This window comes from Roseateles sp. GW823-FHT07B05 (assembly GCF_058794515.1).
Window position 1 is genome coordinate 119,474 of the sequence record NZ_JBXAGX010000010.1, and the last position, 26,724, is coordinate 146,197.

The following is a 26,724-nucleotide window of genomic DNA, read 5'->3' on the forward strand; positions in this document are numbered from 1 at the left end:
GTCGCCCGCATGACGTCCGCTGCCGTACCCGCCCCACGTCCTCCCGCCACACTGGCCGTCGCCTGGCGACAACTGCTGCGGGACTGGCGCGCCGGCGAACTGCGGCTGCTGATGCTGGCCGTCGCGCTGGCGGTGGCGGCGCTGTGCGCGGTGGCCTTCCTGTCGGACCGGCTGGACCAGGGCCTGCGCCGGGACGCCGCGCAGCTGCTGGGCGGCGACGCCGTCGTCGCGAGCGACCAGCCGACGCCGCAGGCCATCGTCGACCTGGCGGCCGAGCTGAAGCTCACCACGGTGCGCACGGCGGCCTTCCCGAGCATGGCGCGCGCCGACGAGGCCCAGGGCGGCGAAAGCCGGCTGGTGGCGGTGAAGGCCGTCAGCAGCGGCTACCCGCTGCGCGGCCGCATCGCGCTGCGCGAGGGCCTGCCGGGCCAGGGCCTTGCACCGGCGGCCGGCACCGTCTGGGCCGACCCGGCGGTGGCCGACGGCCTGGGCCTGAAGCTGGGCGACTGGCTGCTGCTGGGCGACAGCCGCCTGCAGTTGGCCGGCCTCATCGAGACCGAACCGGACCGCGGCGCCGGCTTCATCAACTTCGCACCGCGCGTGATGCTGGCGGAGGCCGACCTGGCCGCCACGCACCTCGTGCAGCCGGCCAGCCGCATCACCTACCGGCTCGCGCTGGTGCCAGCGCCGGGCGCGACGGCCGACGCCGTGAAGCGCTTCGTGGCCGGGTCCGAGAAGCTCATCGAAGCACAGAAGCTGCGCGGCCTGCGGCTGGAGTCGCTGGAGTCCGGCAGGCCCGAGATGCGCCAGACGCTGGACCGGGCGGCGCGCTTCCTGCGGCTCGTGGCGATGCTGTCGGCGCTGCTCGCCGCCGTGGCCGTGGCGCTTGCCGCGCGCGACTTCGCGGCCCGCCACCTGGACGCCTGCGCGATGTTGCGCGTGCTGGGCCAGCCGCAGCGGCGCATCGCCTGGGCCTACGGGCTGGAGTTCCTGCTAGCCGGGCTGGCCGCCAGCGTCGTCGGCGTGCTGCTGGGCCTGGGGCTGCACCAGGTGTTCGTGTCGCTGCTGGCCGGGTTGATCGACGTGGCGCTGCCGGCGCCCAGCGTCTGGCCGGCACTGCTGGGCCTGGGCCTGGGGCTGTCGCTGCTGATGGGCTTCGGCCTGCCGCCGGTGCTGCAGCTGGCGGCCGTGCCGCCGCTGCGCGTCATCCGCCGCGACCTGGGCGCGCCCAAGGCCAGCTCGCTGCTGGTGCTGGGTGCGGGCGTGGCGGGCCTCGCGGCCATCCTCGTCGTGCTGGCGGGCGACCTGACGCTGGGCGCCATCGCGGCCGCCGGCTTCGCGGGCGCGGTGCTGCTGTTCGCGCTGCTGGCTTGGGCTGCCGTGAAGCTGCTGCGCCGCGTGGTGCCCGCCAACGTCAGCGGCGCCGGTGTGCCGCGCTGGCTGCTGCTGGCCACGCGCCAGGTGGCGGCGCGGCCGGGCTTCGCCGTCATGCAGGTGTCGTCGCTGGCCGTCGGCCTGCTGGCGCTGGTGCTGCTGGTGCTGCTGCGCACGGACCTGATCGACTCCTGGCGTGCCGCCACGCCGGCGGCCGCACCGGACCGCTTCGTCATCAACATCCAGCCCGACCAGGGCGCCGACTTCCGCCAGATGCTGACCGGCGCCGGCGTGCAGAAGTACGACTGGTATCCCATGATCCGCGGCCGGCTGACCACGCTGAACGGCGAGGCCGTGCAGGCCAGGCGCTTCACCGACGACCGCGCCCAGCGCCTGGCCGAGCGCGAGTTCAACCTCAGCCACACGGCCGAGCTGCCTGACCACAACCAGATCGTCGGTGGCCGCTGGGGCTCGGCCGCCCCTGGCGAGCTGGGCCTGAGCGTGGAGGAAGGCCTGGCCAAGACGCTGAACCTGAAGCTGGGCGACCAGATGGCGTTCGACATCGCCGGCCAGCCGGTGCAGGGCCGCGTGACCAGCCTGCGCAAGGTGGACTGGTCGTCCATGCGCGTGAACTTCTTCGTGCTGTTCGAGGCGGCCGAGCTGCCCGACCTGCCGGCCACGCAGATCGCCGCCTACCGCACGCCCGCGGCGGCGAAGCTGGACCGCGAGCTGGCGCGCAAGTTCCCCAACCTCACCGTCATCGATGTGTCCGCCCAGCTCAACCAGGTGCAGGGTGTGCTGGACCAGGTCATCCAGGCGGTGCAGTTCCTGTTCGGCTTCACGCTGGCGACGGGCCTCGTGGTGCTGCTGGCCGCGGTGGGCAGTACGCGCGAGGCGCGCACGCGCGAGTTCGGGCTGATGCGGGCCTTGGGCGCGCCGTCGTCGCTGCTGGCGCAGGTGCAGCGCGCCGAACTGCTGGGCGTGGGCGCGCTGGCCGGCTTCCTGGCCGGCGCGGTGGCGCTGGTGCTGGCGGCGCTGCTGGCGCGCTTCGTGTTCGAGTTCGACTGGCAGCTCAAGCCCTGGGTGCCGCTGGCGAGCGCCGCGGCCGGCGCGCTGCTGGCCTGGAGCGCCGGCTGGTGGAGCCTGCGCGGCGTGCTGCAGCGGCCGGTGGTGCAGACGCTGCGGGAGGCGCAGGCGGAATGAACCGGCCAGGCGCCCGTGCCCTCGGCCGCTACCTGGCGCTGACCGCGGGCATCACGGCCGTCTACTACCTGCTGGGCCGGCTGGGCCTGCTGATGGTGCTGCCGCCCTACCAGCTGGCGCCCATCTACCCGGCGGCCGGCTGGGGGCTGGCCGTGCTGCTGGTACTGGGGCTGCGCTACCTGCCGGCCGTCGCGCTGGGCTCGTTCGTCGTGCAGGCGACGATGCTGGGCAGCCAGGCGCTGCCGCTCGCGCTGGCCATCGGTTGCGGCGCGGCCGCGCAGGCTGCCGCCGGCACGCTGCTGATGCGGCGCTGGTGCGGCCAGCCGCTGCTGCTGGCGTCGCCGCGCGAGGTGGCCGGCTACCTGGCGGCGGCGGCGCTGGCGGGCGTCGTCAGCCCCTGCTGCGCGACGCTGGCGCTGAAGGTCGCGGGCGTCATCACCACGGCGCAGATGGGGCTGGTGTGGACGATCTGGTGGACCGGCGACCTGATGGGCGTGCTGATCGCCGCGCCCATCACGCTGGCGCTGATCGGCCAGCCGCGCCGGGCCTGGGTGCCGCGGCGCCTCAGCGTGGGCCTGCCCATGCTGCTGACGACGCTGCTGGTGGGGCTGGGCGTGGCCGCCACGATGGAATGGGACCGCCAGCGCAACCGCGCCGACTTCACGCGCGAGGCCGCCAATGCGGCGCAGGCGCTGGCCGGGCGGCTGCGCGAGCCGCTGCTGGCGCTGGAGGGCGTGCACGGCCTCGTCAAGGTGAAGCCGCTGCCCACGCGCGACGAGTTCGAGCAGGCCACGCGCGGCTTCCTCACCGAGGACAGCCCGCTGATCGCGCTGGGCCTGGCGTTGCGGGTGCCGCGCGCCGACGTGGAGCAGTTCCATGCCGCCGCCGCCGCGGACCGCTTCCCCGGCGGCTTCCAGGTGCGCGACCGCGCGCGCGCCGGCGACGTGCACACCTCGCTCGACGAGGACGTGCTGGCCATCCGCCTCATCGAGCCGCTGTCACGCAACGCCGGTGCGCTGGGCGTCAACGTGCGCAGCGTGCCGGTGGCAAGAGCCGCCACGGAGCAGGCGGCCGCCACGGGCCGTGCGGTCGCGTCGGCCGGCTTCCAGCTGTCGCAGGACAACGAGGGCGTGGGCATCGTCATCTACCAGCCGCTGCAGCGCGGCTCCGCCGGCGTCAGCGGCCACGTGTTCGCCACGCTGCGCCCGGACGTGCTGCTGTCGCGGCTGTCCGCGGACTGGCCGGAGTACCTGGGCGCCTGCCTCGTGGACCTGCAACCCGGCGTGGCGTTCCCGCGCCTGGCCGGCCGGCGCGGCTGCGAGGCGGTGGAGCGCGGCGCCGAGTCGGCGCTGCCGCTGGTGAAGCTGCCACTGAGCTTCGGCGGCCGCGCGTGGGAGGTGCGCATCTACGACCTGCCGGGCCGCTCGCCCGCGCCGGGGCGCAGCTGGGCGTTCGCGCTGGTGGGGCTGCTGGCCACGGCCATGGTGGGCGCGCTGCTGCTGCTGATGTCGGGCCGCACGCAGCACGTGGAGGCGCTCGTGCGCGAGCGCACCGCGGCGCTGCAGCGCGAGATCGCCAGCCGCGCCGAGGGCGAGCACGCGCTGATGCAGACCGAACAGCGCTTTCGCAGCATCTTCGAGACGGCCCCCATCGGCATCGCCTTCACCGACCTGAACGGCGGCTTCCAGGAGGTCAACGCCTACTTCTGCGGCCTGGTGGGCCGCCCGGTCGAGCAGTTGATCGGCCAGCGCTCCGTCGACGTGACCCATCCCGACGACCGCCGTGAGGACATCCGCCTGGGCCGCCGGCTGATGCGCGGCGAGCTGCCGTTCTACCGGCGCCTGAAGCGCTATGTGCGGCCCGACGGCAGCCACGTGCATGCGCGCGTGCTGGTCAGCCTGCTGCGCGGCAACGACGGGCGGCCGCACCGGCTGGTGGGCATCGTGGAAGACATCACCGACCAGCTGCGCATCGAGGAGCTGGGCCGCGCCCGCGAGGCCGCCGAGGCGGCCAACCAGGCCAAGAACGAGTTCCTGTCGCGCATGAGCCACGAGCTGCGCACGCCGATGAACGCCATCCTCGGCTTCACGCAGCTGATGCAGATGGACGCCGGCGAGCCGCTGCCCCCAGCGCAGCGCACCCGCGCACAGCAGATCGCGCAGGCCGGCTGGCATCTGCTGGAGATGATCAACGACACGCTGGACCTGTCGCGCATCGAGGCCGGCTCGCTGCGACTGGAGCTGGCGCCGCTGGCGCTGCCGCCGCTGCTCGCACGCGCACTGGCGCTGGTGCAGCAGAGCGCCGCCGAGCGCGGCCTGGCCATCAGCCAGCGCCTGGCCCCAGACGCGCTGCGGCTGATGGGCGACGCCACCCGCGTCACGCAGGTGCTGACCAACCTGCTCAGCAACGCCGTCAAGTACAACCAACCCGGCGGCAGCGTCGCCGTCGAGGCCCGCTGCCCCGAGCCCGGCTGGGTGGAGGTGGCCGTACGCGACACCGGCCTCGGGCTGACCGACGAGCAGCGCGCCGCCCTCTTCCAGCCGTTCAACCGCCTGGGGCGCGAACGCAGCGGGCTGCCGGGCACGGGCATCGGCCTGGTCATCAGCCAGCGCCTGGCCGAAATGATGGGCGGCAGCCTGCGCGCCGAGGCCGTCGAAGGCCCGGGTGCCTGCTTCGTGCTGCGCCTGCCCGCCGCCGCAGCCGCGCCGGCCACGGCCGAGTCCGGCCCGCAGGGGCCGGCCCAGCCGCAGGCCGGCCCGCACCGGCGGCTGCTGTACGTGGAAGACAACCCGCTGAACGCCGACGTCATGCGCGGCATCCTGGAGCAGCGCCCGGGGCTGGAGCTGGAGGTCGCCTCCACCGTGGAGGCCGGCCTGCGCGCGCTGCGCGAGCGCCCGCCGGCGCTGCTGCTGCTGGACTGGCAGCTGCCCGACGGCGACGGCCTGGCGCTGCTGCGCCAGCTGCAGGCGCCGGGCGCCGCGGCGCTGCCGGTCATCGTCGTGTCGGCCAACGCCCAGCCCGAGCAGATCGAGCTGGCCCGCCAGGCCGGCGCCCGCCACTACCTGACCAAGCCGCTGGATGTGCGCGAACTGCTGGCGCTGGTTGACGAATTGTTGGCATCGCCCGCCCAGCCGGAGCGGGCAGAATGAGCGGCTGAGATCCACCCCGCACCGTACCGATGAGCTCCACCGACCTCGTTCCTGCTACTTCCGGTGCCCAGGCCGTGCAGGCCCTGGCCCGCACCGATGGCCGCCAGTTCCTGACCTTCCGCATCGGCGAGGAGGAATACGGCCTGGACATCCTGCGTGTGCAGGAAATCCGCTCCTACGAGGCCCCCACCCGGGTCGCCAACGCGCCGTCCTTCGTCAAGGGCGTCGTCAATCTGCGCGGCGTCATCGTGCCCATCCTGGACCTGCGCATCCGCCTGGGCCAGGCCGGCGAGTACAACGCCTTCACGGTCGTCATCGTGCTGAACGTGGCCGGCCGGATCGTCGGCGTCGTCGTGGACTCGGTGTCCGACGTGCTGGAACTGAGCGACGACGAGATCAAGCCCCGCCCCGAAGTGCCCGCGGCGATGGACTCCCGCTTCATCACCGGCCTGGGCAAGCTCGGCGAACGCATGCTGATCCTGCTGGACATCGAGGCGATGATCAAAAGCCCCGATTTCGGCCTGGTCGACTGAACCGCGGCCGCGCCAAGTTAGCGGCCGCCCACTGTTCAAGCCTCAGCAACACTGCATTCCAGGAACAGCCATCCGATCCTTAGCACTCAACAAAGCAGAGTGCTAATATCCATCTCACCGCTGCATCTCGTGGCGGTTCAGTAAGGATCAAGACGATGTCTGCTTCTTCCGCCATTGCCGTTCGCAGTCCCTGGGCCATGGTGCCCTCGCTGGGCAATCTGGACGCGTACATCTCCGCCGTCAACCGCCTGCCGCTGCTGACGGCCGAGGAGGAATCCTCCGCCGCACGCAGCCTGCGCGACAAGGGCGACGTGGAGGCTGCCGGCCGCCTGGTGCTGTCGCACCTGCGCCTGGTGGTGTCCATCTCGCGCCAGTACGTCGGCTACGGCCTGCCCCAGGGTGACCTGATCCAGGAAGGCAACGTGGGCCTGATGAAGGCCGTCAAGCGCTTCGACCCCGACCAGGGCGTGCGCCTGGTGAGCTACGCGATGCACTGGATCAAGGCCGAGATCCACGAGTACATCCTGAAGAACTGGCGCATGGTCAAGGTCGCGACGACCAAGGCCCAGCGCAAGCTGTTCTTCAACCTGCGCTCGATGAAGCATCAGCTGAAGGCCGACCAGGCCGACGGCCAGACGCACCGCAACACGCTGACGGAGGCCGAGGTCGCCCACGTGGCCAGCACGCTGAACGTGAAGCGCGAGGAAGTGCTGGAGATGGAGACCCGGATGTCGGGCGGCGACGTGGCGCTGGAGCCGCAGACCGACGACGAAGGCGAGGCCTTCGCGCCCATCGCCTACCTGGCCGACGAGACGCACGAGCCGACGCACGTCATCGAGTCCCGCTCGCGCGACGCCCTGGCCGGCGATGGCCTGCATCGCGCACTGGATGTGCTGGACCCGCGCAGCCGCCGCATCGTCGAGGAGCGCTGGCTGAAGGTGAACGACGACACGTCCGGCGGCATGACGCTGCACGAGCTGGCCGCCGAGTACGGTGTATCGGCCGAGCGCATCCGCCAGATCGAGGTGGCGGCGATGAAGAAGATGAAGAAGGCGCTGACGGAAGCCGCCTGACCGGCGCCGCCCCAGCAAAAAGGCCCCTCGCGGGCGAGGCGTTCAACTTAAGTGTTGAAGTCCTAGGATGAGCCCCTCCCAGCAGGGGCTCATCTTTTGTCTGCTTCTCCACGCCACCCCCGGGTCCCACCTGAATCGGCCGGAATTCAGGTCAATCACTGCAAGACCGTCGGCTGCGCCAACTTCGGCGTGCCCGCTCCGCAAACCCGCGGCCAGGTTGAAGGTGGGGTCGGAAGCAAACTCCTGACCATCGAGGGCCGGCAGTTGCCGTTGCTGCTCTGCTGTATTGACCCAGCAGAACCTGCACAGGTCAGGCCGCTAATGCAAATGCCTCAGCGGGGGGCTTCATGTTCAGCGCCTGGTGCGGGCGCCGATGGTTGTAGAAGTGGATCCAGTCGCCGATCAGGCGGCTGGCGTGCTGCAAGGACTCGAAGCGGTGGCGATGCACGCACTGCTCCTTGAGCGTACGAATGACCCGCTCGACCAGCCCGTTCTGCTCGGGGCTGTGCGGCGTGATGAACTCCTGCTGCAGCCCGTAGCTCCTGACGAGCGCCGTGAAGCTGCGGCTGGTGAAGACCAGGCCGTTGTCCGAGCGCAGCAGGAACGGCGCCGGCACGCGGCCCAGCGTGCCGAACCGCGCGATCAGCGCCTGCTCCAGTGCCGACTCGGCCGTCTTGGATCGGCCGCTGCGCGACAGATGCCAGCCCAGCAACTCGCGGCTGTGGCGGTCGATCACCAGCGCCAGCGTCGTCCAACTGTCGCGCCCCGCTCAGACCCGGCACATGTCGGTCGCCCAGCGCTCATTGGGTGCCTTGGCCACCGACGGCAGCGACTGGATCCGAGGCCTGAAGCCCACAGGCCGCTTGCGCACCTGCCAGCCCTTGAGCTGGAAGACGCGCTGCACCGTGTTCTTGTTGAACCCCAGCAGGTGCGCCACCGTCCGGTAGCCGAACGACGGGTTCTCTTCGATCATGGCCTTGATGGGCGTGACCAAGCGCTCCTGCAGCGACGGGGCTGCCTTCACGGGCCGGTAGTACACCGTGCGCCTGGGCACCTCGAACCACTTGCACAGTTTGCTGATCGAGACGGTGATGCCGTCGGCTTGCAGTCCCTGGCGGATCGTCTCGATCGCTTCTCGTCCTCTCCCAGCAGGGACTGCAATTTTTTTCTGGCGCGCAGCTCCAGCATCGCTTCGCCGTACGCCTCCTGCAGTTCCTTGAGCTGGCGCTCGTACTGCTCGCGCACATCCTGCGGGTTGGCTTTCAAGGCGTTCTCCACGCCTCGGCGGCCGTCTTCCATCCAGCTCTCGATCTCCGACGGCGGCAGCTCATATGTCCTGCTCGCCTCCGACACGCTGGTCTTGCCCTGGATGATCTCCAGCACCAACGCCGTCTTGCGCTTGGCCGTCCAGCGCTTGATCTCTTCGTCCATCAACGTACTCACGGTGTCTTCCTTTCAAAGGTAACACCTGAGCAGGTTTTCACTGGGTCAATACATGACCGCCCAGGAGATCCAGCAGGCGAGGTCGATCGGCGCTGGCGGGTTGCCGATCTCATCGTCGAGCCCTTCCTGGGCAAGAACGACAACGGCGTAGGCAACACCGGGGCAATTCATACACCATCAAGTACCACCGTCGAAGCTCGCCCCTGTGATTGAGCGCTTCAAATCATGGTGATTTCCCATAGTTTGCCTTGCCTCTCATCATCGCCCTCAGTTGCACTCGACATCTAAACAACTTAGCGCTTGGAGCTGAGCAACTCTTGCTTAACTTCTCGCAACTCTTCGTGAAGAGCATGCAGCCCTACATCCATGCGGATGGTGCTCTTCTCAATCCGAAAAACTGTCTTCACTGCAGAAAGCAGAACCCAAAACACGACAATGTTTACCAAGGCCACTGCAAAAAGGACAGCAATCACAGAAATAGTCAAACCCATAATTGGTCCACCCTCTCATGAAACTCAAGTTTTCTGATCTTTAACTGAGCAATTAGAGGCCAAGGAAGTTATCTGGCTTTAAATCAACTCAACCAAGTAAATGACCACCCCTCGCAGCTACCTGTCATACTTTACTCTGACGGGCTTCAGCAGCATCTCTGCAGAGAATAAAAGTCTCCGTCCTTCAAGAACTGTCTCCTCGACACTTCCTGGCAGATCACTCAAACTGGCCTCATGCACCCGGTCCGCGAAAGTGCCGACGACAAATCAACGATGCTAGCCCACCCAGAATGTAGCCCTGCTGCCCAACCAAGAGCAGCTCTCAAACTTTGAGAAATTTAACCGACCATCTCTTTCCCAGCCGGCCGGTTAAAAATTGAAAAAAATGGATTGTCATACTTAGTGGGAGTGATGTACTGAACTGCTATGTTTGTGGACCGGGCCACCTGCATAAAGCTGAGCTGATCTCTCACGGAGTGCTGACAAACCTCAGCCCACCATTTCATGTTGAACTCCCTAACGGCATCGCTGTGCCTACGAATTACCACCGAGGTTTCCGCAAGACCATAGTTGGCTGGCAAGCCATCCGCTCTGTATTTGCGCATTTGCTCTGAGATTAACTCGGGAGAGTCAACTCTCAATTCCAGACATCGCCTCGCCTCGTCGTATGTGCAGATTCTGGCTCTGTGCCTAAATACGGCCAAATCTGCCGATTTCAAATATTCATTGATCAATTTTCTAGCGGGCACCCTCAGCGACACGTTTGCGTCCATCCAAATGGAGTAGGAAGACTCTGTAAAATGATGACTAAGAATCTTGTGCCTACGAGCATTTCTTCTTGGAGATTCCGACTGCTTTGAGGCAGGCCTATATTGCCATATCCCGTTCGATGGCACAGCATGGTCTACATAGGCAACGAAGACAGCGCTATCGGTACATTGATCAGTGCGCAAGACGTCCCGACCGTTGGTGCAGCATGTGTAGACGGTTATCAAGCTAAGACTTCCTAGTAAACCAAACATGGGAACTGCATCGGTTTATCGCTGCGGAGTCCAAGCGCCGTCTGAGCAAACCGCAAGTAGTGCTGCGCGACCACGTCAATGCTCAGACGCCTAGCAAGAAGCTTGCGATATGCCCAGTCCTGCCTTCTTACAAGCGTCGGCGGCGAACTTATGTCAATCCGCCGAATATCCATAACTCCATTAACTTGGCCAGCCGCAGGGAAATCTTTGTTTATTGCACATGGAATACCAGACATCAGGTATTTCTGTAGCTTGGTAGGTGGCTTGTGCAGTTGGTTAAAACATTCTGTGTATTTAACATCAAAGGCGGCCGCGCAGGTCAAAAGGGCAGCCCGCTGCGCTTCTTCAGACCAATCAGATATCTGAACGCCATAGCTTGCAATACTACTTGCGAGTTGCCCAATTCCTACCGCGTGCGCATTCTTGTCCGCAGCAATTCTAGCTGGGGCATGATATTGGTTAGTAAGCAACACTATCCGATCATGCGGCCAGCTAATTTTATCAAGTGCAGCCAAAACATATGGCACATACTGAAATCCCCCAATCCACAGCAGCGTGCGGTTGTCGGGGCGCCGTCGATCGGGGTTTACACCATACTTGTTGTAATGATCGACAAACTCAGTTTTGCCGGACGGAAAAAATGGAGCCAGACTGTGGGAGTGCAAACAAATCAAACGCGCGTAATCGATGAACTCAGAGCTTTCAGCGATTGCTGATTGATTTAAGAATGCATCAACAGGGAAGAATACTATGCTCAGGCTCTTCTTCTTAACTTCTTCGGTCGTTGCTACGTTAGGCGGGCATTTAATCCAGAAGACAAGCGCACCGTCAGCGATGTCAGCAACTTCCTCAAAGTATCTGACGTCCACACAAGTGCGCATAAATGCAGCAATATCGGCGCCGACCCATGCCCAGGAAGGCTGGGAAGTCATGGGGCCAAAATAGATAGTCGGCAACGTCATCATGAGTATGCAGCGCAGCACATCGCTCGTAGCGCTAACTCTACTTAGGGGGGCAAGCCTCAGCTTAAGCAGTCGATGATAATGGAAGGGCTAGGCGCCATCGACATACTCGCTCGGATCACTCGACCCATCCCCCCCCCTTGCCTTCAATTTCGCCTTCAAGTATGGCGCAAAGCGCAACATGCGATTGTCTAGCACATCCCCTTTATCGTACTTGTCCAAAATCGACTGTACAGCGCGCTCCACATTCGCCAAGCGTTTCCGCTCCGTCTCTTGCGACCAAACGTCACCGCGCGTCACCTTGTGCCAAACATCCTCGCCGCTTTTTAGCATGTAGTGAAACAGCGGGATTTCATCTAACGCGGCTTCTACAGCACGAAATCCTTCGCGGTAGGAAAAGCGGTGCGGGCACTTAATATCGTCCTCGTTTATCGCTTCGGGGCGGCAAAGCGTCTTGACGTTCCTCTGAGGTGCGACTAGGTGGCAGCGTGTGTAGTTCTCGATGACCAATCCTTGTGGGCGCACCCTATGATCATTCGAGTCAAATATGATCCAGGGCATTTCCAATCCACCAATGTCCGGGTCTAAGCTTGCCAGGAACGGCAGCAATCCCGCGCCGCGGGCATCAAATATGAACTCGTCTGCATCGATGAATGCTGACCAGACTGCTTTCCCTTTCGTTCGCCGCAAATAGTCTTGGTAAGCAGTTCGTTGCTGATTTCCTCGCTCAGGCCAAGCTATGACAGTCACATTTTCGAAAAGTGAACAGACAGCCGCGAGATCGTCCTCGCTACCATTGTCATAAAGCGTTATGTGCGCCACTCCGAGCCCGAAATGATATTCGAGCCATTCGGCCATGTAGCGCGCCTCGTTCTTAACAATCGAACAGATTTCTATGTTCATCGTGGCGGCAATTTAGGATGGCCGCGCCGACACAAATCCAGGACCCAGAAACCGTGTCGCAGCAATCCACGCAGAAATGACAATTTGCACATGCTGCAATCCCAGCAGAATGCAACTATTCATGGTGAAAATCTATGCTTCAGCACCGGCCGAAGGCCTTCGCGCGGTTTTACAACATACAGGAATCCCTTCTTAAGAAAAACGACATACTTGCTTCTTGGAAGCTGCTCAATCAGCCTCGCAACGTTCAGGTGAGTCCCCTTCTTGAGGACAACATCGACTACGAACAGGAATTTACCCTCATTCCATTCGCCAATATTCCTAGGCATTTTTCGAGTCATGACCATAAGAAGCATAGCTTCCTTGGAAAAATTCGCCCATGCAACATACCCAGAAAGTCGTTCATACTTGTCTTTGAAGACGTGTATTTGGCTGTGATAGGCGGAGTTCCACAACATGCGAAATAGTTCCGGCTCGGTATTGAGATTGGCCATCGAACGAAACATAAGAAGGTCCAGCAGCAGGCACTTCCTATCATCTTGCATGATTGCTCACCATATTCATATTGTGGATGAGGCCTAACACTCTGCGAAGGTATGGAAGAAACGAAAACCCCTCAATCTCAAGCGTTCGAGGATTCTGGCTTTCGCACCATTCCAGCAAGCTCTGCGGCCTGCGGAAAATGTTCTTCTCGCAAGCATTGAAGACTGCGACATACTCACCCGCAACCGCATCGAAGTTAACGATCAGCCTAGGCAGTTCGACCACGACTACGTGGCGGCTTGACTTCAAACTTAGCACCCAATTTGAGGCATGAATAACCTCTCCTATGCAGCTCTCCAATTGATTTATCTGATTATTCTCGAGCATTCGACAAACCAGCCTCTCAAGCCGCCCTTTGTAAAAGAACGGGGTGAGAAGTAGCCGCTTTGCCGCTGCTATTGCCGATGCGATAAAGAAAAGATGGGGGTGGGAGTCAAATCCTGGGGATGCTAGTTTGCTCTCAAGGAGAATCTCGCGAAACGACGCGCCCCACGTCTCGGCGAAAGAGCTTTTGTGTAAAGCATTCACTTGTACCCCCTCCCCCGACGAAGCGGCGACAAAAAGGCTCGCTATGGTTTCAAAGATGGGTTCGTCTTTCGGTGGATCGCTAGGCCATCGATCGTATATTACCGGCCCTTCCGAGCCTTCACTCAATAATTTCTTGGACAATGAGTGGAGAAACAAATGGCCATGATTTTTCGAAAAGGCACCTCGTGACAAGCCGCACACATAATCCAAATGCGCGATTAGTCTGTCATTGAGGCAACTCCGATAGTAATCAATGAACGGTTGTATCGCAATCTGATGGCAGTTGAATTTGGAGAACTGCGCGATAAGGTCCGCGCCAATGCCAATCGGCTCATTCGCTTCCTCGTGAAATGCGGCGGATTCCCGGTTGCCGCCTGCATAGTTTTCAGCTGGATTGACGAATGAGGTATTGGTTAGATCTATCCATCGCCCATCTAAGCATTGATTTGACGGAGAGACTGCGCCGTGCATTATTCCCGCCAGACGAGCGAACGCAAACTGGTCAGCGGCATTGGCAAAAAAGCGGCAGAAAAGTTGAATGACGCGCGAAACGTCGCCGGCGCTTCTCATCAATTGCCTATTGGCCCCCCGTACCCGCCCAACGTCAGACAACAGATGTCTTGCCGCTTCCGATGATGGCGAGAACAAGCTTGCACGCAGAAAGTTTGCGGGACGAAGACTTTGCTCACGGACAAGAAGGCCACCCCAACCGCGCTCCATGCCGCTTACATACGCTGCCTCTGAACCAGTTAAAATGACTCCGTGGACCTCAGCAACCCCTATAGGCAGTATCTTTGATAGGATGCTTGAATATATTGCCTCGTGAATCGCGTAAGCCGCCTTAAACCCACCGTACGAGTGATGGATATCCCGGGAGGCGGCTAGAACATTTTTGCCAACGCCTTTTACCTGTAGTGCGCCAATGTTTCCACAGCGCGCGCCGCCTCCATTTTCGCCAATGCCGGCTCCGCCGTATCGCTCAGCATAAAGAACTACACTATCATTCTCATTGAGTGCAAGCTTGTCGAACGTGACCCCGCCTGGCACGAGGTAGGAGAAGTTCTTTGCAAAACGTTCATTGTTTGCTGAAGCATAGCTCCCAATGTGCTCGGGGCATTCCGCATTAATCCAGATCGTGCGGGCTGACGAGAGGTGCGATGCTGCAAAAGGAACCAGCAGTTGTGGGAAATCGCCAAGATGCAGATTCATTGTCGACCTAAGGGCGTTTTTCGTCTAAAGCCAAGGATCCCATCCCGGGAGCCGCATTGTTGCTGTTGGCCTAGCCCTGTTGAAATGCGCATGCAACCGCCATGCGCCAAATCAGGTGTTGGTTGATAGATTTCGAGACAGAGATCCAATCGTAATCATCGGACACTAACCAAGCCTCTGGGCCCAAAGCAAACGCCCACCCCGGATTTAACCATTGCCTTGTACGTCGGCAATCCAATCCAACTACGCCTCGAAGGCTCGCTCACGACACCGGTGCGCAATATCGCGCATTCTTGAAGGCACACGTGCTCTTACGCGAGATGTGGCGCCAATACTGTGGCACATCCCCCTCGCCATGTTTGGCAAATCTCAGAGGGCAAAGACAAAGAGCCAAAAGGTTACGTTGCACTAACGGCTACGAAGCTCTGAATTAAGCGAGCACCAACTCAGAATCTCGGCAGTTTTGGCCGCTTGAACGTCTTTGTCCACGCCACGATTAACATCGTAGAATGGAAGAAACCTTTTTGTCAGTTCATCAAAACTGTCATTCTTCGCCTTGCGGTCTTTCACTAGCTGAGCGAATGCCGCATGAACAGCTGCTACTTCAGCGCTATCAAATGCTTTGGGAAACCGAAGGGCGGTAAGCTTGTACGCTGCGAGTGATCCACGATCACAGTGCGTGGCGTCACGCTTCAGGAGGTCGAGAGCTTCCGTTTGACCGTCAACGTTGTCGAGTGCCTTTGCCTCGGGTGTTCTCCACCAAAGCGCGGCGGCGCCCCGCTCACCACCTTCCATGGCCCTCTTAAGCATGGGTTCGTATTGCCCGATCATGCTCGTGTCAAGTTCTTGACACATTCGCTCTCTGCCCTCAAGTGGCCCAACAATTTCTGATAGAGGCCGACGCGTCTTCGTCCCTTTTTCGGCAATCATTTCAAGCAACTTTTGGGTAGATCCTGCGATGAGGCTACATTTTCGGATTTCCTTCGCAGCAACTATCGCGTCTTTCGGCAATCCAGATTGCTGAGCAATCTCAACTGCCCGACGTGGCGAAGGCTGATTCTTGCGGCTGATGTTGCTTGCTGCCCCGGCTGGCGTAGTGCTTATCGAGTTTTCAGCGGCAAGCAAGTTGTTTCCATCTTGCCCGCCCCAACGCGCGACCTCAATTCGTTGACCATTGCCGGCATCGGCGGCGACATACGTGCCATCTGCCGCCCCCCTCGAAAGCACGTAATACGCAGCAGATACTCCAACGACTAAGGCGCCGCTACAGATGATGACCTTACGTCCCATCAGCCTCTTTCTCGCGATGTCACCTGCAGGAGTCCTGCGCGCATCCTACATAGCCAGTCCAGCAATCCTCATCCGCAGCCTTCTTGATTTCGTTATTGATCTTTTCGCACAGTGCCGCCCCACCAATGAAATCGGCTAAGCCACAAATCCACTCACCCGTGTCATGAGCCGACTCGGCCTGCTCAAAGCACTCAGTGATCGAATCGATGCATGAGTCTGGCACGGTGTCTGGCAGCCCCCACGAGTTGCAAGATGCAGCCGTGTATGGTGTATGCAATGCGAGGCTAACCGCAACGATTGTAAGAGAGCACGCTTTTTTCATGAAGGACCTCCGCTGTAATCAAACAGGAATACTGCTGACGCCAAACCATACCAATCAAGATGGCATGTTGGACAAAGCATTAAGTACGCACTCGAAAGAAAGTACCTATGTGCTGCTTACATGCTAACGGGCGTAATAAGGTGAGTCCATATGGGAAGCCAAGGGTAATCGCTCTTGCTTCGCAAACAGTCAAAATCTTGATTGTTTAGTTATCCAATCCCGGAAAAGTGGCTCCGCCGCGGCAGGCATTCGATCCTCGTGGGCTGGGAGATCTTGAGATGCCTGCGGGCACACTAGAGTTGCTGGTCATCGACATGCTGATCAACTTGCAAAAGAACGCTACGCCCACGCCGGCTACGCCCCAGGCGATTTAGCACGCCATGGCACTGACGTCCGGCGACTCGCTCCTTCAAAATAGCTTTCTGCCCTGGGAGGCTGGGCTGCAGCCCTCCGGATGGCCGCCAGGCGTGCGCGTCACGTGCGCCGCGGCGGCGGCGGCACCGGGGCGCCCCGCACGATGATCTGGGTGGGCTCGCCCAGCTTGGTCAGGAACAGCCGGTCAGGATCCTCCTGGCGCCATTCCAGCCCGCCCCGACCCTGAACGACACCCGAATTCCTCCACCAATCGACAGGCAAATTCCCCCCCTGGTGCCCCTGTCGTGATGGCGTAAGCCATCACGACGTCGTTCGCACATCTCGTCGCGCCTAGGGCGACGCAGGCACATGCCGACACGATGCCCTGCAGCGTCCGCAACCGCAATGATGCTGTATTTGCTATAAGTTGGACTGAGAAGAGGCCGTCTCCCAAGATGCAGTTGATGAACTGGCGCAGACCTTCATAGCAAATACGACAACCAACCCCTTCGTCGGCCGAGAGAAGATGCTGTATTTGCTATATTCAATCAGTCGGAAATCGACTCCTACCCAAATTGAGAGCCAATTTCTTGCCTACATTGATAGCAAATACAGCATATGGACAACCTCTATTCCCTCGGCAGAGCGGTGGCTCAGCTCAGGCAGGAACGCGGGATGACCCAGAAGCAACTCGCAGCTTTTTGCGGCCTGGGGCAGTCGACTCTCGCCCGCTTCGAAACGGGCGGTGTCGCGGAGTTCGGTTCGCGCAAGTTGCTCCGCCTGTTGGAGGCCCTCGGCCACGAGCTGTCGTTCACGCCCAAGAGCGGCAGCTTCACCCTCGACGATGCGCTGGCTGAGCGGCAAAGGCAGGCTCAGGAACCGAAGCGAGACGAACACCGCTGAACGCCCCCAACGATGAAGCTACACGTCTACGTCCACAACCAAGCTGTCGCCACGCTGGAGTCGACGGACGGTTTCCGCCACGTGATGACGTACCACCCGGACGTACAGCCTGAGCAGTTCGTCTCCCTGCTCATGCCCGTGCGCACGGAGTCCTATGCCTATCCGGAACTGCATCCGCTGTTCCGGATGAATCTGCCTGAAGGATTTCTGCTCTCCATCCTTCAAGAGCAGCTTGGACCACACGTCGGCGCGTCGCCCCTGAACCTGCTCTCCGTCGTGGGTCGAAACGCCATTGGGCGAGTCAAGGTGGCCACACCCGATGCAGACCCAACGCAGCCGCCAGCGCCATTCGACCTGGGCGGCATCCTGCGGGGCGACAACTCGGAAGAGGCGTTTGTTGACCTTGTGCGCCGCCATGCGGCGTCCGGCGTGTCCGGTGTCGTTCCGAAGTTCTTATCGCCGAATACATTCGGCGAATACACCAAGGGCACCCTGGCCACAGAGCGCTACATCATCAAGGGCACGACAGCACGGCTACCCGGCGTGGCCCTCAATGAGCATCTGTGCATGGAAGTTTCGCGCCAGGCGGGGTTTCCGACGGCGATGACCGAGGTCTCCGACGACGGACAAGCTCTCGTGGTGCATCGGTTCGACTTCGAAGATGACGGCACGACACGCAAAGGCATGGAAGACTTGTGCAGCTTGCTCACGTTGCGGCCGGAACAGAAGTACGAGTCGACCTGGGAGCGCGTTGTCGGGCGCATCAAGGACGTCACGCCTCAGGTAGAGCAGAGAAACGCGGCGCTCTCGCGCCTTGCAGACCTGCTGCTGCTGACCTACGCGCTACGCAATGCCGACTGCCACACCAAGAACATCGCGCTGCTCTACAGCTCCCGCGACCACATCGAGCTTGCACCCGTCTACGACATGCTGACCATCACGGTCTACGACGACTACGCGAAGAGCCCGCCGGGCATGTCTGTCGACGGACGCAGCACGTGGATGCCTGGTAAAGCCCTGGAGCGGTTTCTGCAGGCCAGGTGCAACGTGATGCCGGCGCAGACACGTGAGCGCGTCGAGCGCATCTGCGAGGCCATCGTCCAGGTCACGCCTCAAGTCATCGCGGCCACAAGGCAGCACCCAGCGTTCCATGAGACGGGTAAGCGCATGCTGCACGCCTGGAATGCCGGGATGAATAGCTTGCGCCTTCAAAGAACCTGGAGCCTGCCGTCGCTGGACGGGGCCATCGCAGCAGCCAGGTTCTCTGGCCTACAGCCCATTAACGCCGCGAAGGTCGAGAAGATCGGCCGCTCGCCTCTGCTGGGCAAGCGTTAGCCGTCTCTTGGCCCCGCCCCCCCCTGGCGGCATGTCGCGCATACACCGGTGCATCACCGCCGACTTCCAACTTGCGCCGGTCTACGGCGCGGGCATGCGGAATCTGACTCAGCCGGCGGTCCGCAAGCGGTGATCCGGATTCCATCCGACTCGCGCGGAACTCGGCGTGGTGCGGCAGGCCAGACTAGAGAAGCGCCATGTGGAGAGCCGCGCACTCGCACGCGCCCGACCACTTCACTTGAACGACTTGCCCGAGCAGGGCCCTGTCATTTGCGGCTCTGGGCCTCGGCAAGCAGCAGCTTGATGTCGTGCGCCAGCGGCTCGGCGCCGGCGCCGTAGCGGACGTAGACGCGCACGCGGCCTTCGGTGTCGAAGACGAAGCTCGCGGCGGTGTGGTCCACCATGTAGCTCTCCGGCGTCTTGCCGGGCGACTTGGCGTAGAACGCGCGGAATTCCTTGACCGCGGCCTTGGTCTGCTCCTCGCTGCCGCGCAGCGCGACAAAGCTGGGGTCGAAGGCGGTGATGTAGGCCTTCAGCAGCTGGGCGGTGTCGCGGTCGGGGTCCACGGTGACGAAGACACCCTGCACCTTGTCGCCGTCCGCGCCCAGCGACTTCTTGACCTCGGCCACCTCGGCCATCGTCGTCGGGCACACGTCGGGGCACTGCGTGTAGCCGAAGAACACCACGACGACCTTGCCCTTGAAGTCGGCCAGCGAGCGGGCACGGCCGTCCTGGTCCGTCAGGTTCAGTTGCCTGGCGTAGTCGACGCCGGTCAGGTCCACGCCCTTGAAGGCGGGTTTGTCGGGGCCGGAGGGCTGGCAGCCGGCCAGGGCGAGCGCGGCCAGCGCGGCGATGGCGAGACGACGTGTGTTCATGGGATGTAGTGGTCGATCAGCAGCGCCGCGAACAGCAGCGACAGGTGCCAGATGGAGAACCAGAAGGTCCGCCGCGCCAGCATCTCCGAATACTCGCGCCACAGCCGGAAGGCATAGCCGCAGAAGCCCAGGCCCAGCGCGATGGCGCTGACCAGGTAGAACCAGCCGCTCATGCCGGTCAGGAACGGCAGCAGCGTGGCGGCCAGCAGCACCCAGGTGTAGAGCAGGATCTGCAGCCGCGTGTAGTCGTTACCGTGCGTCACCGGCAGCATCGGCAGGCCGGCGCGGGCGTAGTCCTCGGCGCGGTACAGCGCCAGCGCCCAGAAGTGCGGCGGCGTCCACAGGAAGATGATGAGGCACAGCAGCCAGGCCTCGAAGCCCACCTCGCCGCGCATCGCGGCCCAGCCCAGCACGGGCGGCATCGCGCCGGACGCACCGCCGATGACGATGTTCTGCGGCGTCATCGGCTTGAGGATGACCGTGTAGACGATCGCGTAACCGACGAAGGTGGCGAAGGTCAGCCACATGGTCAGCACGTTCACGTAGACGGCCAGCAGCGTCATGCCGGCGCCGCACAGCAGCGCCGAGAACGCCAGCGTCTGCGGCCGGCTCAGCTCGCCCTTGGCGGTGGCGCGCCAGGCGGTGCGCTTCATGCGCGCGTCGATGCCGTCCTCGATGAGGCAGTTGAACGCGGCGGCCGCGCCGGCCACCAGCCAGATGCCGGCGATGGCGGCGAGCATGGTGACCGCCTGCGGCAGGTCGGGCAGGCCCGGCACGGCCAGTGCCATGCCGATGGCGGCGCAGAAGACGATGAGCTGGACGACACGCGGCTTGGTCAGCTGGTAGAACTGCTGCCAGCGCGGGTGGTGCGCGGGCGCGCTGGCGGTGGACGTGGAAGCCATGGTCAGACGTGACGCGCGTTGGCGCGAGCAAACAGGGTGGTGAGCAGGCCCAGCAGCACGGCCGCGCCGGCGGTGTGGGCCAGGGCCGCGGCGATGGGCCAGTCGAGCACGACGTTGGACAGGCCGGATGCGAACTGCCAGCCGGCCGCGGCCAGCAGCGCGCGCGACCAGCCGGGCGCGGGCCGGCGCAGCGCCCAGGCCAGCGCCAGCAGAGCGGTGAAGACGATGGCGGCGCCGACACGGTGGGCCATGTGGATGGCGGCGAGCGCCTCGAAGCCCAGCCAGCTGCCGTCGGCGCGCTGGCCCAGTTCGCGCCAGAGCTGGAAGCCCTGGCCGAAGTCCATGTGCGGCCACCACTGGCCGTTGTGGCAAGTGGGGAACTCGTCGCAGGCCAGCACCGCGTAGTTGGTGCTGACCCAGCCACCCAAGGCGACCTGGCCCAGCGTCAGCAGCAGCACGACGAGCACGGTACGGGCGAGCGCGGGGGGCAAGGCCACGGGCCGCGGCGCGTAGGCCTCGTGCTGCCAGGCCAGCAGCATCAACAGCCCAAGGCCGAACAGCAGGTGCAACGTGACGATGGCGGGGAACAGCTTCATCGTGACCGTCAGCGCGCCAAACGCGCCCTGCACGCAGACCCAGACGAAAGTCAACGTGGGCAGCCACGCGGAGGGCGCGTGCTCGCCCTCCTGGCGCTTCAGGCGCCAACTGAGCGCCGTCATGACGAGGATGAGCAGGCCCACGCCGCTGGCGAGGTAGCGGTGGATCATCTCGATCCACGCCTTGCCATGCGTAACCGGGCCGGTGGGCATGGCCGTCTGCGCGGCCTCGATGTGCTCGCGCGCGCCGACCGGGCTGGCCGACGCGTAGCAGCCGGGCCAGTCCGGGCAGCCCAGGCCGGAATCGGTCAGCCGCGTGAACGCGCCGAAGACGATGAGGTCGAAGGTGAGGAACAGCGTCAGCAGCGTCAGCGCCCGCAGCCGGCCAGTGGGCGTCTGCGTGCGCGAGCGCTGGCGCCACCACAAGAGCGGGCCGAGTGCCACCGCGCCGCCGATGGCGGCGACCTGACCCAGCGGAAGCAGCAGCTCGTTCATCGCCCGGCGTTGTCCCAGCCGGCGGCGGCCTTGAGCAGCTTGTCGAGGTCGCCCTTGAGCTTCTTGGGGTCGGGGTCGCCCGGAGCGCGCAGCATCCAACGACCCATGGGATCGACGAGGAAGAAGTGATCGGTCAGTGCCTTGCCGGCCGCCGGCTTGAGCCAGGCGTCCAGGCGCGCCTGCGGCACGCGCAGCACGGTGACTTCGATGCCCTTCTGGCTCAGCGCCGCCAAAAGCTCGGCGCGCGGCGCGGCGCTCTCCTGCGGGATGAGCCAGAGCTTGTCGACGCGGTCACGGTTCTTGCCCAGCATCTCGCGCAGTTGGCGCTGCACGTAGAGCTGGCGCTCGCACGCCTCGGGGCAGGCGGCCGGCTGGACGACGGTCAGCAGCCACTGGCCCTTCAGCGATTCGGCCGTCACGACGCGGCCCTGCAGGTCGGTCAGCGGCAGGTCGGCTGGGATGTCGACGGTGGGCGTGATGAGCTCGCCGTAGGCCGAACCGCTGGGCTTGATGACGTAGAACGTGAAGTAGGACGCGACGACCGGTGCGGCGCAAAGCGCCAGCACCAGCAGCATCTTCCAGCGCCCGGCCTTCTGCGCAGCCGCGCGTGGGTCGGGCAGGCTGTGCACGGCGAAGCTCAGCGGCTCAGGCGTGCTGGCGGCGGAGCCGGGGGCGGAGGAGTTGGAACCAGACATAGAGACCGACGATCAACGCGCAGAGCGCGAACCATTGAAAGGCGTAGCCGTAGTGCTTGTGCAGGCCGAGGTCCGGTGCCGGCCAGTGGCGCAGCAGGCCATCGTCGGCACCGGCGGGCATGGCCTGCACGACGGTCAGCGGCAGCAGCGCCAGGCCCGACTCGACGGCGAAGGCCGCCGGGTCCAGATTCTGCCGGATCGCGCCGCCCGCCCCTTCGCCCAGCTCATAAAGCCGTGACGGCGAAGCAGCCAGCCGTCCCGTCACTTCAACCTCTCCCGCGGGCGTCGCCAGCGGCGGCAACTGGCGCAGGTCGGCCTGGCTGCGCGGCGCCCAGCCGCGCTGCACGAGGATGGCGTCGCTGCGGCCGGCCAACCGCAGCGGCGTGACGACGTAGAAGCCGGCCCGGCCATCCATGGGCCGGTTGTCCAGCCAGACGGTGCGATCCGCAACCCAGGTGCCACGCAGCACGACACGGCGGTGCACCGTGGCGCCGCCCAGCGCCGCGTTGCCCAACGGCGCGCGGGCGGTCTCGGCGTCCATCGCGGCCTGCAGCTGCAGCTTCTGCTGGGCGCGGTCCAGCTGCCAGACGCCCAGCCGAGCCGTCAGCGCGGCGCCCAGCAGCGCGGCCAGCAGCACCAGCCATCGCCGGCCCGTCACGGCCGCACCTCGCGCGGATAATTCGCCGTCATGAAATTCCTGTTCCTGGTCGCCTTCATCGGCATCCTCGGCGCGCTGGCGGCGGCCGGCTTCTTCATGTTGCGCAAGGGCCGCGGCACCGACAAGCGCAGCCCCAACATGGCCCGCGCGCTGGCGGTGCGGGTGGGGCTGTCGGTGACGCTGTTCCTCATCATCCTGCTGAGCTGGAAGCTGGGCTGGATACACCCGACCGGACTGCCGCTGAAGTCATCCTGAACCGCAAGAAAAAAGCGCCGCTTCCGCGGCGCTTTGTCTTTGGGTGGCTGGCTTACATCCAGTAGACGATGACGTACAGGCCCAGCCAGACGACGTCGACGAAGTGCCAGTACCAGGCGGCGCCTTCGAAGCCGAAGTGGTGCTCGGGCGTGAAGTGGCCCTTCATCAGGCGGATGGTGATGAACAGCAGCATCAGGGCGCCCACGCAGACGTGGAAGCCGTGGAAGCCGGTCAGCATGAAGAACGTGGAGCCGTAGATGCCGGAGTTGAGCTTGAGGTTCAGCTCGGCGTAGGCATGGTGGTACTCGTAGGCCTGGAAGCCCAGGAAGGTGGCACCCAGCAGCACGGTGATCCACATCCACGTGATGGTCTTGGCACGGTTGCCGGCGATCAGCGCGTGATGCGCGATGGTCAGCGTGATGCCCGAGGTCAGCAGCAGCGCCGTGTTGATGGTCGGGATGGGCCAGGGGCCCATGGTCATGAAGGGCTCGACGGTGCCGCCAGGCGCCGCGGTGAAGCCGGCAGCGGTGCTGGGCCAGATGGCCTTGAAGTCGGGCCACAGCAGGCCGTTCTCCAGGCTGCCCAGCGACGGCACCGAGAACACGCGGGCCCAGTACAGCGCGCCGAAGAAGGCAGCGAAGAACATCACCTCCGAGAAGATGAACCAGCCCATGCTCCAGCGGAACGACAGGTCGATGCGCTCGCTGTAGAGGCCGCCCTCGCTCTCGCGGATGGCGTCCCCGAACCACTGCTTGAGCACGAAGGCCCACAGCGCCAGGCCGCCGAACAGCGAGTACATGCCCCAGCCGTGGCCGTTGACCCACTGGCCCGCGCCGAGGATGACGAAGAACAGGCCGATCGCGGCCATCACCGGATGCCGCGAGGGCGCCGGGACGAAGTAGTACGGGGTCTTGCCCGAAGTTGTCGCTGCCGACATGTCGTTCTCCTAGTTCTCGCTCGTTCTGAACCTTGTCGCGTGCGGCCTCAGGCCGCCGCCACGCCACTGCCGATGACCCAGCGGACCAGCAGCACCAGCATCAACACAAACAGGGCCGCGCCGAGCAGGCCCGCGATGATCACGTGCACCGGATTGAGCTTGGCCATGTCGTTCTCATGGTCCTTGCCGCGGCGCACGCCGAAAAAACTCCAGGCCACGGCCGCGATCGTCTGGCCCAGTGAAGCCTTGCGGTTCACGGCGTCCTTCAGATCCTGGCCCGGCTTGCTCACAGCGCGGCCCCTTTCGGAGACTGGCTGAGCTTGACCCCGCCCTTGCCCGCCACCTCGAAGAAGGTGTAGGACAGGGTGATGGTCTTCACGTCCTTGGGCAGCTTGGGGTCGATGACGAACACGACCGGCCACTGCCTGCTCTCGCCCGGCTTCAGCGTGTACTCGTTGAAGCAGAAGCATTCCAGCTTGTTGAAATGCGCACTGGCCTGCATCGGCGCATAGCTCGGGATCGCCTGCGCGGCCATCGTGCGGTCCTGCTTGTTGCGGAACTCGTACATGACCTGGCTCAGCTCGCCCGGGTGCACCGTCATGTGGCGCACGGCGGGCTTGAAGTCCCAGGGGCCACGCGCGTTGGTGTCGAACTCGACAGTGATCTCGCGGCTGTAGTCGACCTGGCCGTTGCCGTTGGCGATGCCCTTGTCGGCCAGCGCAACCTGGCGCTCGGCGAGAGACAGCACATTGATGCCCAGCGCCTCGCAGATCGCCTTGTACAGCGGCACCAGCGCATAGCCGAAGCCGAACATCAGCGCCACGATGACCGCCAGCTTCGCAAAAAGCTGGCGGTTGTCGCGACGCAGGGCGTTCAGCAAGCGCATGTCGTCAATGGGCGAACAAGGTCATCTTGGCGATGAAGCCGACCCCGAAGGCCAGAGCCACCGTCAGCAGGATCAGGCCCAGCCGACGGTTGGCCTTGCGCTGCTCAGGCGTCATCGCGTTCAGCCGACGATCTTGGTGGCCGAAGCGTTCAGCTTGGGCGGTTCCTCGAAGGTGTGGAACGGTGCCGGCGAAGGCACTTCCCACTCCAGGCCTTCAGCGGCTTCCCACGGCTTCTGCGGGGCCTTCTCGCCCTTGCCGCGCATCATCGGGACGACGACGAACAGGAAGAAGTACACCTGCATCAGGCCGAAGCCGAAGGCGCCGATGGACGCGATCTGGTTGAAGTCGGTGAACTGCATCGGGTAGTCGGCGTAGCGACGCGGCATGCCGGCCAGACCGAGGAAGTGCATCGGGAAGAACGTGACGTTGAAGAAGATCAGCGAGCCCCAGAAGTGGATCTTGCCGCGCGTCTCCGAATACATCACACCGGTCCACTTCGGACCCCAGTAGTACACGCCGGCGAACAGCGCGTACAGCGAGCCGGCCACCAGCACGTAGTGGAAGTGGGCCACAACGTAGTAGGTGTCCTGGATCTGGATGTCGATCGGCGCCATCGCGCAGATCAGGCCCGTGAAACCGCCCATCGTGAACACGAAGATGAAGCCGACGGCCCACAGCATCGGGGTCTCGAAGGTCATCGAGCCGCGCCACATCGTGGCCAGCCAGTTGAAGATCTTCACGCCCGTGGGCACCGCGATCAGCATGGTCGCGTACATGAAGAACAGCTGACCCGTCACCGGCATGCCGGTGGCGAACATGTGGTGGGCCCAGACGATGAAGGACAGGATGGCGATGGACGCCGTCGCGTACACCATGGAGGCGTAGCCGAACAGGCGCTTGCGGGCGAAGGCCGGCACGATCTGGCTCACGATGCCGAAGGCCGGCAGGATCATGATGTAGACCTCGGGGTGGCCGAAGAACCAGAAGATGTGCTGGTACATCACCGGATCGCCGCCGCCAGCGGGGTTGAAGAAGGCGGTGCCGAAGTGGCGGTCCGTCAGCGTCATCGTGATGGCACCAGCCAGCACGGGCATGACGGCGATCAGCAGGTAGGCGGTGATCAGCCAGGTCCACGCGAACATCGGCATCTTCATCAGCGTCATGCCGGGGGCGCGCATGTTGAGGATGGTCACGATGATGTTGATCGAGCCCATGATCGAGGACGCGCCCAGGATGTGCATCGCGAAGATGCCGGCGTCCATCGACGGGCCCATCTGCAGCGTCAGCGGTGCGTACAGCGTCCAGCCGGCGGCGGGGGCGCCACCCGGCATGAAGAAGCTGCTGACCAGCATGATGGCCGCGGGGATCATCAGCCAGAAGCTGAAGTTGTTCATCCGCGCGAAGGCCATGTCGCTGGCACCGATCTGCAGCGGGATCATCCAGTTCGCGAAGCCGACGAACGCCGGCATGATGGCCCCGAACACCATGATCAGGCCGTGCATGGTGGTGAACTGGTTGAACAGTTCGGGATTGAAGAACTGCAGGCCAGGCTGGAACAGCTCGGCGCGGATGCACAGCGCCAGGATGCCGCCGATCATCAGCATCGTGAAGCTGAACAGCAGGTACAGCGTGCCGATGTCCTTGTGGTTGGTCGCGAACACCCAGCGGCGCCAGCCGGTGGGTGCGTGGTGATCGTGGTGGTCGTCATGGGCATGGCCGTCATGGCCGCCATGAACGCCGTGGGGGGGGAGCACTGCACTCATGTGATTTCCTCTGATTCGGCGTTC

24 protein-coding genes and 2 pseudogenes are annotated in these 26,724 nt (G+C 63.6%); 7 read left to right on the forward strand and 19 right to left on the reverse strand.

The genetic code is table 11. The features are described 5' to 3' along the window. Positions 1 to 9 precede the first annotated feature (9 nt). The 4 genes from AC1Q7O_RS20260 to rpoH all read left to right on the forward strand — a co-directional run bounded on the left by AC1Q7O_RS20260 (position 10) and on the right by rpoH (position 7,332). Positions 10 to 2,577 (forward strand): ABC transporter permease, encoded by a 2,568-nt coding sequence (locus AC1Q7O_RS20260; RefSeq protein ID WP_492657698.1) that lies wholly within the window; start codon positions 10 to 12, stop codon positions 2,575 to 2,577. Further along, positions 2,574 to 5,726 carry a CHASE domain-containing protein gene (locus AC1Q7O_RS20265; RefSeq protein ID WP_492657699.1) on the forward strand — a complete coding sequence of 1,051 codons (3,153 nt, stop codon included), beginning with the start codon at positions 2,574 to 2,576 and terminating at the stop codon, positions 5,724 to 5,726. Before AC1Q7O_RS20260 ends, AC1Q7O_RS20265 begins: the two co-directional genes overlap by 4 nt. Before the next feature lie 29 nt (positions 5,727 to 5,755). Further along, entirely contained in the window at positions 5,756 to 6,259 is a 504-nt protein-coding gene (locus AC1Q7O_RS20270) for a chemotaxis protein CheW (RefSeq protein WP_492657700.1), read from the forward strand. A 155-nt stretch (positions 6,260 to 6,414) separates the two neighbouring features. Then, on the forward strand, positions 6,415 to 7,332 hold the full coding sequence (rpoH, locus tag AC1Q7O_RS20275; protein ID WP_492657701.1) for an RNA polymerase sigma factor RpoH: 918 nt from the start codon (positions 6,415 to 6,417) through the stop codon (positions 7,330 to 7,332). 310 nt (positions 7,333 to 7,642) lie between these two features. Here the strand turns inward: rpoH and AC1Q7O_RS20280 are convergent. The 9 genes and pseudogenes from AC1Q7O_RS20280 to AC1Q7O_RS20320 form a co-directional block, all read right to left on the reverse strand. After that, a pseudogene (locus tag AC1Q7O_RS20280) lies at positions 7,643 to 8,083 on the reverse strand (transposase); the annotation flags it as partial. Positions 8,084 to 8,101: 18 nt separating this feature from the next. Further along, positions 8,102 to 8,356 (reverse strand): hypothetical protein, encoded by a 255-nt coding sequence (locus AC1Q7O_RS20285; protein WP_348713561.1) that lies wholly within the window; start codon positions 8,354 to 8,356, stop codon positions 8,102 to 8,104. A 107-nt stretch (positions 8,357 to 8,463) separates the two neighbouring features. After that, positions 8,464 to 8,775, reverse strand: a pseudogene (locus AC1Q7O_RS20290) (DUF1153 domain-containing protein); the annotation flags it as partial. An 829-nt stretch (positions 8,776 to 9,604) separates the two neighbouring features. Further along, on the reverse strand, positions 9,605 to 10,288 hold the full coding sequence (locus tag AC1Q7O_RS20295; protein ID WP_492657702.1) for a glycosyltransferase domain-containing protein: 684 nt from the start codon (positions 10,286 to 10,288) through the stop codon (positions 9,605 to 9,607). Further along, positions 10,273 to 11,220, reverse strand: a complete 948-nt coding sequence (locus tag AC1Q7O_RS20300) for a hypothetical protein (protein ID WP_492657703.1) — start codon at positions 11,218 to 11,220, stop codon at positions 10,273 to 10,275. Before AC1Q7O_RS20300 ends, AC1Q7O_RS20295 begins: the two co-directional genes overlap by 16 nt. 120 nt (positions 11,221 to 11,340) lie before the next feature. Further along, positions 11,341 to 12,108 (reverse strand): glycosyltransferase family 92 protein, encoded by a 768-nt coding sequence (locus AC1Q7O_RS20305; RefSeq protein ID WP_492657704.1) that lies wholly within the window; start codon positions 12,106 to 12,108, stop codon positions 11,341 to 11,343. Between the two features lie 164 nt (positions 12,109 to 12,272). Further along, positions 12,273 to 12,698: a hypothetical protein gene (locus AC1Q7O_RS20310; protein ID WP_492657705.1), complete on the reverse strand. Its 426-nt coding sequence runs from the start codon at positions 12,696 to 12,698 to the stop codon at positions 12,273 to 12,275. Continuing rightward, positions 12,688 to 14,433 carry a hypothetical protein gene (locus AC1Q7O_RS20315; RefSeq protein WP_492657706.1) on the reverse strand — a complete coding sequence of 582 codons (1,746 nt, stop codon included), beginning with the start codon at positions 14,431 to 14,433 and terminating at the stop codon, positions 12,688 to 12,690. Before AC1Q7O_RS20315 ends, AC1Q7O_RS20310 begins: the two co-directional genes overlap by 11 nt. A 408-nt stretch (positions 14,434 to 14,841) precedes the next feature. Continuing rightward, positions 14,842 to 15,723 (reverse strand): hypothetical protein, encoded by an 882-nt coding sequence (locus tag AC1Q7O_RS20320; RefSeq protein WP_492657707.1) that lies wholly within the window; start codon positions 15,721 to 15,723, stop codon positions 14,842 to 14,844. A 1,294-nt stretch (positions 15,724 to 17,017) separates the two neighbouring features. Between AC1Q7O_RS20320 and AC1Q7O_RS20325 the strand changes: the two genes are divergently transcribed. Together AC1Q7O_RS20325 and AC1Q7O_RS20330 are read left to right on the forward strand one after the other, a co-directional pair. Further along, positions 17,018 to 17,302, forward strand: coding sequence for a helix-turn-helix domain-containing protein (locus AC1Q7O_RS20325; protein ID WP_492657708.1), 285 nt, complete (start codon positions 17,018 to 17,020; stop codon positions 17,300 to 17,302). A gap of 12 nt (positions 17,303 to 17,314) precedes the next feature. Further along, positions 17,315 to 18,637: a type II toxin-antitoxin system HipA family toxin gene (locus AC1Q7O_RS20330; RefSeq protein WP_492657709.1), complete on the forward strand. Its 1,323-nt coding sequence runs from the start codon at positions 17,315 to 17,317 to the stop codon at positions 18,635 to 18,637. Between the two features lie 266 nt (positions 18,638 to 18,903). On the opposite strand, the gene AC1Q7O_RS20335 is transcribed toward AC1Q7O_RS20330, so the two are convergent. The 5 genes from AC1Q7O_RS20335 to AC1Q7O_RS20355 are packed head-to-tail and all read right to left on the reverse strand — an operon-like array spanning position 18,904 to position 22,858. Continuing rightward, positions 18,904 to 19,512 (reverse strand): SCO family protein, encoded by a 609-nt coding sequence (locus AC1Q7O_RS20335; RefSeq protein WP_492657710.1) that lies wholly within the window; start codon positions 19,510 to 19,512, stop codon positions 18,904 to 18,906. Next, a complete protein-coding gene (cyoE, locus tag AC1Q7O_RS20340) occupies positions 19,509 to 20,414 on the reverse strand; it encodes a heme o synthase (protein WP_492657711.1) in 906 nt (301 codons plus the stop codon). The genes AC1Q7O_RS20335 and cyoE overlap by 4 nt, the downstream gene beginning before the upstream one ends. Positions 20,415 to 20,416: 2 nt before the next feature. Next, positions 20,417 to 21,505 (reverse strand): COX15/CtaA family protein, encoded by a 1,089-nt coding sequence (locus AC1Q7O_RS20345; protein ID WP_492657712.1) that lies wholly within the window; start codon positions 21,503 to 21,505, stop codon positions 20,417 to 20,419. Beyond that, a complete protein-coding gene (locus tag AC1Q7O_RS20350) occupies positions 21,502 to 22,200 on the reverse strand; it encodes an SCO family protein (protein ID WP_492657713.1) in 699 nt (232 codons plus the stop codon). Before AC1Q7O_RS20350 ends, AC1Q7O_RS20345 begins: the two co-directional genes overlap by 4 nt. Next, positions 22,151 to 22,858: an SURF1 family protein gene (locus tag AC1Q7O_RS20355; RefSeq protein ID WP_492657714.1), complete on the reverse strand. Its 708-nt coding sequence runs from the start codon at positions 22,856 to 22,858 to the stop codon at positions 22,151 to 22,153. Before AC1Q7O_RS20355 ends, AC1Q7O_RS20350 begins: the two co-directional genes overlap by 50 nt. Positions 22,859 to 22,888: 30 nt before the next feature. On the opposite strand from AC1Q7O_RS20355, the gene AC1Q7O_RS20360 reads away from it, so the two are divergent. Next, positions 22,889 to 23,113: a DUF2909 domain-containing protein gene (locus AC1Q7O_RS20360; protein WP_492657715.1), complete on the forward strand. Its 225-nt coding sequence runs from the start codon at positions 22,889 to 22,891 to the stop codon at positions 23,111 to 23,113. A gap of 52 nt (positions 23,114 to 23,165) precedes the next feature. Here the strand turns inward: AC1Q7O_RS20360 and AC1Q7O_RS20365 are convergent, their stop codons facing one another. From AC1Q7O_RS20365 to ctaD, 5 genes are read right to left on the reverse strand one after another with little or no spacing between them, the layout of a single operon-like run. Further along, positions 23,166 to 24,050, reverse strand: coding sequence for a cytochrome c oxidase subunit 3 (locus tag AC1Q7O_RS20365; protein WP_492657716.1), 885 nt, complete (start codon positions 24,048 to 24,050; stop codon positions 23,166 to 23,168). A 47-nt stretch (positions 24,051 to 24,097) separates the two neighbouring features. Next, complete coding sequence (locus AC1Q7O_RS20370) at positions 24,098 to 24,340, reverse strand: DUF2970 domain-containing protein (protein ID WP_492657717.1); 243 nt, start codon at positions 24,338 to 24,340, stop codon at positions 24,098 to 24,100. Further along, positions 24,337 to 24,936 carry a cytochrome c oxidase assembly protein gene (locus AC1Q7O_RS20375; protein ID WP_492657718.1) on the reverse strand — a complete coding sequence of 200 codons (600 nt, stop codon included), beginning with the start codon at positions 24,934 to 24,936 and terminating at the stop codon, positions 24,337 to 24,339. Before AC1Q7O_RS20375 ends, AC1Q7O_RS20370 begins: the two co-directional genes overlap by 4 nt. 4 nt (positions 24,937 to 24,940) lie before the next feature. Continuing rightward, positions 24,941 to 25,051: a cytochrome oxidase small assembly protein gene (locus AC1Q7O_RS20380; protein ID WP_492657719.1), complete on the reverse strand. Its 111-nt coding sequence runs from the start codon at positions 25,049 to 25,051 to the stop codon at positions 24,941 to 24,943. A gap of 5 nt (positions 25,052 to 25,056) precedes the next feature. Next, positions 25,057 to 26,700 carry a cytochrome c oxidase subunit I gene (ctaD, locus tag AC1Q7O_RS20385; RefSeq protein ID WP_492657720.1) on the reverse strand — a complete coding sequence of 548 codons (1,644 nt, stop codon included), beginning with the start codon at positions 26,698 to 26,700 and terminating at the stop codon, positions 25,057 to 25,059. Positions 26,701 to 26,724 lie beyond the last annotated feature (24 nt).

Bases quoted from the DNA above. Each gene is read 5' to 3' on its own strand.
- AC1Q7O_RS20315 (WP_492657706.1), bottom strand. From the start codon at position 14,433: ATGAATCTGCATCTTGGCGATTTCCCACAACTGCTGGTTCCTTTTGCA.
- rpoH (WP_492657701.1), top strand. From the start codon at position 6,415: ATGTCTGCTTCTTCCGCCATTGCCGTTCGCAGTCCCTGGGCCATGGTG.
- AC1Q7O_RS20295 (WP_492657702.1), bottom strand. From the start codon at position 10,288: ATGTTTGGTTTACTAGGAAGTCTTAGCTTGATAACCGTCTACACATGC.
- AC1Q7O_RS20335 (WP_492657710.1), bottom strand. From the start codon at position 19,512: ATGAACACACGTCGTCTCGCCATCGCCGCGCTGGCCGCGCTCGCCCTG.
- AC1Q7O_RS20310 (WP_492657705.1), bottom strand. From the start codon at position 12,698: ATGCAAGATGATAGGAAGTGCCTGCTGCTGGACCTTCTTATGTTTCGT.
- AC1Q7O_RS20330 (WP_492657709.1), top strand. From the start codon at position 17,315: ATGAAGCTACACGTCTACGTCCACAACCAAGCTGTCGCCACGCTGGAG.
- AC1Q7O_RS20265 (WP_492657699.1), top strand. From the start codon at position 2,574: ATGAACCGGCCAGGCGCCCGTGCCCTCGGCCGCTACCTGGCGCTGACC.
- AC1Q7O_RS20300 (WP_492657703.1), bottom strand. From the start codon at position 11,220: ATGACTTCCCAGCCTTCCTGGGCATGGGTCGGCGCCGATATTGCTGCA.
- AC1Q7O_RS20320 (WP_492657707.1), bottom strand. From the start codon at position 15,723: ATGGGACGTAAGGTCATCATCTGTAGCGGCGCCTTAGTCGTTGGAGTA.
- AC1Q7O_RS20345 (WP_492657712.1), bottom strand. From the start codon at position 21,505: ATGAACGAGCTGCTGCTTCCGCTGGGTCAGGTCGCCGCCATCGGCGGC.
- AC1Q7O_RS20270 (WP_492657700.1), top strand. From the start codon at position 5,756: ATGAGCTCCACCGACCTCGTTCCTGCTACTTCCGGTGCCCAGGCCGTG.
- ctaD (WP_492657720.1), bottom strand. From the start codon at position 26,700: ATGAGTGCAGTGCTCCCCCCCCACGGCGTTCATGGCGGCCATGACGGC.
- AC1Q7O_RS20260 (WP_492657698.1), top strand. From the start codon at position 10: ATGACGTCCGCTGCCGTACCCGCCCCACGTCCTCCCGCCACACTGGCC.
- cyoE (WP_492657711.1), bottom strand. From the start codon at position 20,414: ATGGCTTCCACGTCCACCGCCAGCGCGCCCGCGCACCACCCGCGCTGG.
- AC1Q7O_RS20350 (WP_492657713.1), bottom strand. From the start codon at position 22,200: ATGTCTGGTTCCAACTCCTCCGCCCCCGGCTCCGCCGCCAGCACGCCT.
- AC1Q7O_RS20365 (WP_492657716.1), bottom strand. From the start codon at position 24,050: ATGTCGGCAGCGACAACTTCGGGCAAGACCCCGTACTACTTCGTCCCG.
- AC1Q7O_RS20380 (WP_492657719.1), bottom strand. From the start codon at position 25,051: ATGACGCCTGAGCAGCGCAAGGCCAACCGTCGGCTGGGCCTGATCCTG.
- AC1Q7O_RS20305 (WP_492657704.1), bottom strand. From the start codon at position 12,108: ATGGCCGAATGGCTCGAATATCATTTCGGGCTCGGAGTGGCGCACATA.
- AC1Q7O_RS20325 (WP_492657708.1), top strand. From the start codon at position 17,018: ATGGACAACCTCTATTCCCTCGGCAGAGCGGTGGCTCAGCTCAGGCAG.
- AC1Q7O_RS20375 (WP_492657718.1), bottom strand. From the start codon at position 24,936: ATGCGCTTGCTGAACGCCCTGCGTCGCGACAACCGCCAGCTTTTTGCG.
- AC1Q7O_RS20360 (WP_492657715.1), top strand. From the start codon at position 22,889: ATGAAATTCCTGTTCCTGGTCGCCTTCATCGGCATCCTCGGCGCGCTG.